The sequence below is a fragment of the Nostoc sp. genome, assembly GCF_035638895.1.
In the GTDB taxonomy this organism is placed as follows: Bacteria; Cyanobacteriota; Cyanobacteriia; order Cyanobacteriales; family Nostocaceae; genus Nostoc.
In genome coordinates, this window is the sequence record NZ_DASQZC010000024.1 from 1 (window position 1) to 7,296 (window position 7,296).

The 7,296-nt window shown below is 41.0% G+C and carries 5 protein-coding genes; 2 read left to right on the top strand and 3 right to left on the bottom strand.

Translation table 11 applies throughout. The features are described from left to right. Positions 1-446: 446 nt before the first annotated feature. Positions 447-2,120: a sensor histidine kinase gene (locus VE944_RS00950; protein WP_324971012.1), complete on the bottom strand. Its 1,674-nt coding sequence runs from the start codon at positions 2,118-2,120 to the stop codon at positions 447-449. 1,045 nt (positions 2,121-3,165) lie between these two features. Between VE944_RS00950 and VE944_RS00955 the strand changes: the two genes are divergently transcribed. After that, positions 3,166-3,603: a CAAD domain-containing protein gene (locus tag VE944_RS00955; protein WP_324971014.1), complete on the top strand. Its 438-nt coding sequence runs from the start codon at positions 3,166-3,168 to the stop codon at positions 3,601-3,603. A 158-nt stretch (positions 3,604-3,761) separates the two neighbouring features. Here VE944_RS00955 and VE944_RS00960 read toward each other — a convergent pair whose 3' ends face one another. After that, positions 3,762-4,892 carry an S-layer homology domain-containing protein gene (locus tag VE944_RS00960; RefSeq protein ID WP_324971016.1) on the bottom strand — a complete coding sequence of 377 codons (1,131 nt, stop codon included), beginning with the start codon at positions 4,890-4,892 and terminating at the stop codon, positions 3,762-3,764. A 130-nt stretch (positions 4,893-5,022) separates the two neighbouring features. Next, a complete protein-coding gene (locus VE944_RS00965; protein ID WP_324971018.1) occupies positions 5,023-5,763 on the bottom strand; it encodes a Uma2 family endonuclease in 741 nt (246 codons plus the stop codon). A gap of 193 nt (positions 5,764-5,956) precedes the next feature. Here VE944_RS00965 and VE944_RS00970 point away from each other — a divergent pair. Further along, the coding region (locus VE944_RS00970) for a sensor histidine kinase (RefSeq protein ID WP_324971023.1) at positions 5,957-7,296 on the top strand (1,340 nt) is incomplete at its 3' end.

A 7,296-nucleotide genomic window follows, 5' to 3' on the forward strand; every position in this document is an offset into this window, starting at 1 on the left:
ACCTTTTTTGCATTTCCCTATAAGTGAAAGTTATTATTTTGTTAGTTAAAAACAACAAAAGCTTATCTTTTATTTTGCTTGAATAACTAGTCAACCCTTAAAATTGCTTTTTCATACTTTTTCAGCAATCCCTAATTACACGATACAAGAGAACAAATGGTTGAGAACGGACTTGTGTTCTGAACGAATGGACTTGTGTTCTGGACGAACGGACTTGTGTTCTGAACGAACGGACTTGTGTTCTGAACGAATGGACTTGTGTTCTGAACGAATGGACTTGTCCGCTTGATTATTTATTGAAGCCGAAGAACCAATACGGTTCGGTTAAGGCAAGAGACGCGATAAATCGCCGTCTCTACAAAGGACTGATTCTTGCTCAAGAGCCTCCCCTGCCTCTCCTGCCCCCCTGCTTATCCGAACGATATTGCCCAATGCCCCAGCCCCATTCAATCCTGCACAGTCATTGGCAGACGAATAGTAAAAGTAGAGCCGACTCCCGGCTGACTTTTGACAATAATCTCACCACCCATCATCTGGCAAAAGTGGCGGCTAATTGCTAACCCCAGTCCCGTACCTCCATACTTTTTCGTAGTCGAGGTATCTCCTTGTGTAAAAGGTTTAAATAACTGCTGTTGTTGACCTTGAGACATACCTATGCCTGTGTCAGTAACAGTGAAAGTAATCATCCCCAAAGGAGCCTCCGGTCGAAATTCATCCTTTTCTCTGTTGACTGTCAGCGTCACTTTGCCGTTTGTAGTGAATTTACTGGCGTTACTGAGTAAGTTTAATAATACCTGCCGCATCCTAGTTTGATCGGCGTACATAATGCCAAGTTGCTCATCAAAATGCACTTCTAAAACATTGGCATTTTTTTCTATAGCTGGTTTGACTGTGAGGACAACATTATGAATCAGCGTCGCAATCTCGAATGTCTCTGGATAAAGAGTCATTTTCCCCGCTTCAATTTTTGATAAGTCGAGGATTTCGTTAATCAAGTGCAGTAGATGCTTACCAGCAGAGTTAATTGTTTCTAAGTCTGTGATAAAGTCTGCCGATAAACCAAGATCGGTAGCGTCGTCTTCTAAAAGTTGGCTTAAGCCAATGACAGCATTTAATGGTGTGCGTAATTCGTGGCTGACATTGGCCAAAAATACGCTTTTTGCCTTGCTAGCAGCTTCGGCTAATTCTTTAGCTTGTTGTAGTTCTTTTGTTCGCTCAGATACTCGCTCAATTAGACGATTTAAAGATTTGGCGAGTAGGCCAATTTCATCTTCAGTAGTGACAGGCGCTCGCAAATCAAAATTAGATTTTCTTGCAACTTGTTCAGCTACTTGGGTAACAGTGATAACTGGTTCAGCGATCGCTCGGCTGGTACGCCAAGCTACAATGGCTGCGATCGCCACCGAAACCAGCATACTCACAAGCACGATCAATCGCTCAACTATTTTTGCTTGCTCAACGGCTTTTTGCCTTTCTTGCTCTTGTTCTTGGGCAGTTTGCAGGATGTTAGTCAAGCTTTGAGAAAGCTGATCTAGGCGAATGGCTGTATCACCACGCATAATTGCCAATAACTGCGATCGGGCAGAAGAAATCTGCCCAGACTGCACTTTTTGAGAGTCAATTTTCTGTAAAACAACCTCGATTTGCTCAACGTAAGCTTTTAAATTTTTCTTGTAATCCTGCAATAACGTCTGTAAAGTCGAACTTGTTGCGGCTAGTCTTTTAGGTTTACTGTCGATAAATCCGCCAATTTTTGACTCTAATTGCTTGGCTTTTTCAACATTCTTCAGAAAATCGGCTTTTTTGGTTTGTAGCTGTTGTGAATTTTCCAATACAGCAACTAGGTTAGAGCTATGTAATTGCGCTCCGACTACTGCATCTTTATAATTACTCAGTAGTTGCCCTTGTTCGTATGCTTGATTGAATTGCCTAACTTCCCTTCCCCGGTAGTAATTGGCGATCACTAACCCAGTCAGTGAGCCAAAAAAGCCAATTCCGATAGCTACAAAGTACCCATAACCAATTTTTTGATGGATGCGCCAAGAACTGGCTTTGAGTTTCCCTCGTGAGGGAAATTCTATAGTTGGGAGTTCGTCTGTCGATGGCTCTTCGGCTGACACTTTTTTGCTTTCTGAACTGCTGTCGATAGGGGTTAGCTTTTGAAGAAGGCATTTCTCAAACCTCCTTGCCTTCCCACAAAAATCACCAAATCAGTTTAGCTTATGCAAACACTTTAATTGGTGATTAACATTTACATTACCTTCTTTTATAGCAATAGCAAATCATTACTTACTATATAATTTACATATCCTTATATAGTATGAGTAATTTTGACAGCAATACTGCTAAGTACACTTACTGAGAGTGAATAGAATTCACTTTTTTCAGCAGCAACAAATAATTCCCTGCATTAAAGACCTATCTGAAACTGTCTTCTCGTTACCACAACACTTTCCTCAATATGTGGTTAATAACAATGAGTTATTACCATCAGGTATGCCACTACTCTACTTTAACTGCTTCCTTATAAAATTAATACAATCAGGAAAAAAACAAAAGCTTTGACATTTGTTGAGCATAGGGCATTGGGAATTGGGCATTGGGCATTGGTTATTTATTAATTCTTCTGCCCCTGCTTCCCCTGCTCCCTCATCTCCAAGGCTGAATTATCATAAAATAGCTTAAAAGTCTAGTCTGTGTGAACACAAAAAAAACTTTATTACGTATTAATATCAATACGAATGCGTTAATTTACGAATGCGGCTTAAGATAGCTTTAATATCGGCTAAAATCGGGTTTTAGGCTTATATAAATGAGAGGTGGGCTGATTTTTGCCAGATTTGTACTTAAATTTAGTACGATTATGAGCGAATGACACGGAATGGGATAATCACAACCTGAGGATTCCACTTGATTCAAGAAAAGAACTCAGAAAGCTGATCAGAATACATCCTGCTGCCTTCTTAGTTCTATCCTCATCCTGAGTGTCTACCTTGTAGTTGATGCAGTAGATATTAGGAGACAATTATAGTTGTAGGATACTAAAACCCTTTTGTGCCCTTAACGCAATTGTACTAATGCACTTGTGGATTACCTAATCAACAGCCTTTTGGTTGTAATTATCCAGATTAGAAAAACTCAACTGTCAAATATATAGGAGTGAAAATGCCAGAACAAGAATTTACTGAAACCGCATCCAAAGAGACTACAGTGGCAGAGATCAAGAGCCAAACAGGAACCATCACCAAACTCCAGCCTCCTGCACAGTCTCAAGATGAATGGCAAAAATATGGTGAGCAAATTTCTAGCTTTTTAGCAACATTGCCAGAATATCTGGGAAGCTTCTTCAATCAATATAAGCAACCCCTGATCACTCTAGGTTTAATTGTGGGATCAATTGTTGCGGTTAAAGTACTCTTGGCAATATTAGATGCTTTGAATGATATCCCCTTGGTAGCACCTACTTTTGAGTTGATCGGTATTGGTTACTCTGCTTGGTTTGTTTACCGCTATTTACTCAAAGCCTCAACCAGGAAAGAGTTAACTAGTGAAATCACCACTCTTAAATCACAAGTGGTTGGTCAACAAATTCCAGAAGCTTAATAGTGATTATCGCAACTCTTAGAGACGCTATGCGTAGCCTGCTCCTGTGTAGAAGTAAGCTCTAATTGCAAATCAGTGAGTCTGATCGCCGACTTCTGGCGATCAGACTTCTAGAGATAGCTTCCTGTGACCTTGGGTTTAACGTAAGTTTGATGAACCTATCTCTGACTTAAACTTTTTAGATTCTGTCTTGGAATGGGCGGGAATTTTGGAGACACGCTACCCGATGCCTGCGATGGGCTACCCCTACGCACTATGTTTTGAGATGAAATTCCCTCCAACTTGCCCCGTTTTACCAAAGCTTGATGAATCATCGCCGCCAATTCAGCCCTAGTGGCTGCTTTGTTGGGAGCAAGAATTTGTGGATTTGGATAGTTAACTACTAGACCATTGGCTGTAGCAGCAGCTATTTTGCTAGTAGCATAGGTTGGAATATTTTTAGCATCTTTATAAACACTTAAAATCTGATTTTGGGAAGTGGGTGCTTTCAAATTCAATCCACTAACAAGGGCAACTAAAACTTGCACTCGCGTAATATTTTGTTGTGGTTTGAAGGTTTTTTTCGGGTAGCCTTTAAGAAATCCGGTACTGATGGCTTGGTCAATTGCTGAAGTAGCCCAAAATTTTGCTGGTATATCTTGAAATGCGATCGCAGTCTTAGAGGGGTCTTGCTCAAAGGCTTTTTGCAGGATAGCAGCAAATTCAGCACGGTTTACAGGCTGATTTGGTCTAAAAGAATAATCAGGAAACCCTTTAAGAATACCACGGGAAGAAAGAACATCTATAAAACGCCGACCCCAAAAGTTATTGGGCACATCGTTAAATGCAATTGGCGGCGGAATAATAGATTTTTGTTTTGCCGGAGTTACTAAAGGCAAGGCTGATGACTTAAGCCCTGTTGAAGAGGATACAGTTGTCTGTGGTTGTGGGGATTGAGTTGAAATTACCTGAGCAGATGGTAACACTGTGCGGGAAGAAGTTGGGAATGCAGGTGTATTGGGTTCAACAACAGCCTCAGGTGGAGATGACGGCAAAACGTTATTGGGGGCTGCATTTGGTTCTACCTTGGGAGTAGGAAAGGGCAATACTTGATTTGGTTGAACACTTCTAGACGGAGTAGGGGAAGGCGACACCAACCCGTTTAAGTTCCAGCTAGAATCCCTGCGGGACAATGACCAAAAAAGAATCGCTCCGATAGTGGCGAAGGCAACCAGTATGGCTATAAATTCATCAAAGCCAAGGGCAGTTTTTTGGGATGACTCCGGTTCAGAAGGAGGTCTATTTGTCATCGTGATTACCCTGGTAGCAGTAAAATTTGTGTCTAAACAAATTAAGCCACAGATTTAATTCGTAATTCGTAATTCGTAATTCGTAATTCATAGAAAAATATTAGGTTTCTGGTTCAACGCCGAGCGATGTCTAACGACAAGCCGCTCCGCGTTTACGCAATTGAGCAGCTAGGCGATCGGCTCTTTGGCGTTCTTGTTCAGCTCTTTCATCGCCACTCAACAACAAATTACCTTGTAAATCCCACCAACGCAACCAGGGTAATTCCACATTCTGATAAATTCCTAGCCATAAACCTAATTCAACTTCTAAGGGGCCTATGGGATAATGTCCTCGTTCATTTGCTGCTAAAACCTGATACTGTCCTTCAATCAGATGATAAAGTTCTAGACTGGCTTTACTCGCCTCATAAATGCCGTAGAAGGGAGGACGAATTACCTGCTCATAAACCCAAAATTTCCCCTTCCAAGGAGTTTTATCTCGTTCTTCACTACCATCCCCAGAGACAAATTCCAAGACAATCAACGGAGCAATAAACTCTCGCCACAATACATAAGAACGTCGCGTTTGCCCATCTAGTGCAGGCGGTACATTCGGTACATAAAACCAATCTGGTGCTTCTGCGCCTTTTTCAGGGGGATCAGTCAAGCGCCAGTAAATGCCTAAATCCTGGCCAATGCAATATTGACCTTCAGGATTTATTTGCTTGAGAACAGGTGTAATCGAGTCAGTTAGTAGGATGCTTTGGGGATGCTCTTGCCAATTTTTGCCTTCGGCACGCTCCGCGAACACAAATGTACCATCAGACTCAGGAAGTTGGGTATGCTCAGGGAAAGGAGTGAGGGCGGTGGATTGATTGGTTGCAGAGGTCATAATGCTTGCTACCTTTGCATTTTTTGTAAAGGTTGTTTTTAGTGTAGCTTGCGATGAGTCGCAAGAGCGCACTGGCTTAAGATGAACTTCTGCCTTGCGGTAGATACCCAAACCGAAACCGGATTTAGAGGGTGACAGAATGTAAAATATTGACTTATCGTTTACCTAATATTTGTAAAAATCAGGGTGTATAGTGTCAGAAGAATTCAGTTGCGAAATCTCACCGCCATTTGTGTCTCTTGGTAGCGATCGCGATCTCGATTTAAATTCAACCCTCCAAGAACTACCAATGTACAACTTCCCAGTGGAAATCAATCACACTGGTATGGAAGTGGCTAGTTTTTTGGAAAAATACCCGCAGCTACCAGGAGTAATTTTGGTAGAGCAGGGAAAGTTCGTTGGGATGATTTCGCGGCGGCGACTGCTGGAATTTTTGATTCGCCCGTTCGGACAAGAGTTATTTGTTCAGCAACCATTAGCCGTACTCTACAGCTATGCGCGGATACCGATGTTACTGCTTGCTGATACAACATCGATTTTAACTGCGATGCAACTTAGCTTAAAGCGATCGCCAGAATTATTAGCAGAACCAATTGTAGTAGAAACAGAATCTGGTGCTTATAGATTGTTAGATGTCCAAGAATTGAATATTATTTCTTGGCAAATTCGAGGAATCGACAATCTGGTACGATATGAACGCAGCCAAGCCCAAATGATTCAAAATGATAAAATGGCAAATTTGGGACGTTTGGTAGACGGTGTAGCGCACGAAATTTTAGACCCAGTGGGTTTTATTTGGGGTAATATAATTTACGTTTCAAGCTATAGCCAAGATTTGCTCAAGCTGATAGCTGCTTATGAACAAGAGTTACCATCAGCTTCCCAAGCAATTAATGATATTAAAGAAGAGATTGAATTTGATTTTTTAGAACAAGATTTGTCGCGATCGCTTGCTAGTATCCGCACTGGAGCAGAAAGATTAAAAAAACTTGTCACCAGTTTACAAAACTTTTGTCATATCGATGAACTTTATCCCAAGCCAGTAGATTTACACGCTTGTATTGATAGTATTATTTTATTAATTAATAGCCGTCTTCAAGGAGAAATTGAAATTGTAAAATATTACGGGCAATTACCCCCAGTGTATTGCTTTATGGGGCAATTAAACCAGGTTCTGATGAATATTTTCAGCGAAGTTGTGGATACTTTACTCAATGAAGCAGTGCGACAGCAGTTGAATCGAGAAGATATAAAAACTCTTCAAAAACCCCGAATTGAGATTACTACAGAAGTAATTCCCCAGGAAAAAAGCAACCCACATGCACCAGATTCTCGCTGGATATTAATTCGCATTTCTGACAATGGCCCTGGAATGTCTCAAGAATTACAACAGCAAATTATGGAGTCGTTTTCTCTTGAAACGAAGAATAGTAAAAATACCAGTTTAGCAGTAAGTTATCGAATTATAACAGTGCGACATGGTGGTAAATTAAGTTTTAATTCACAGGCTGGTATAGGTACAAAATTTGAAAT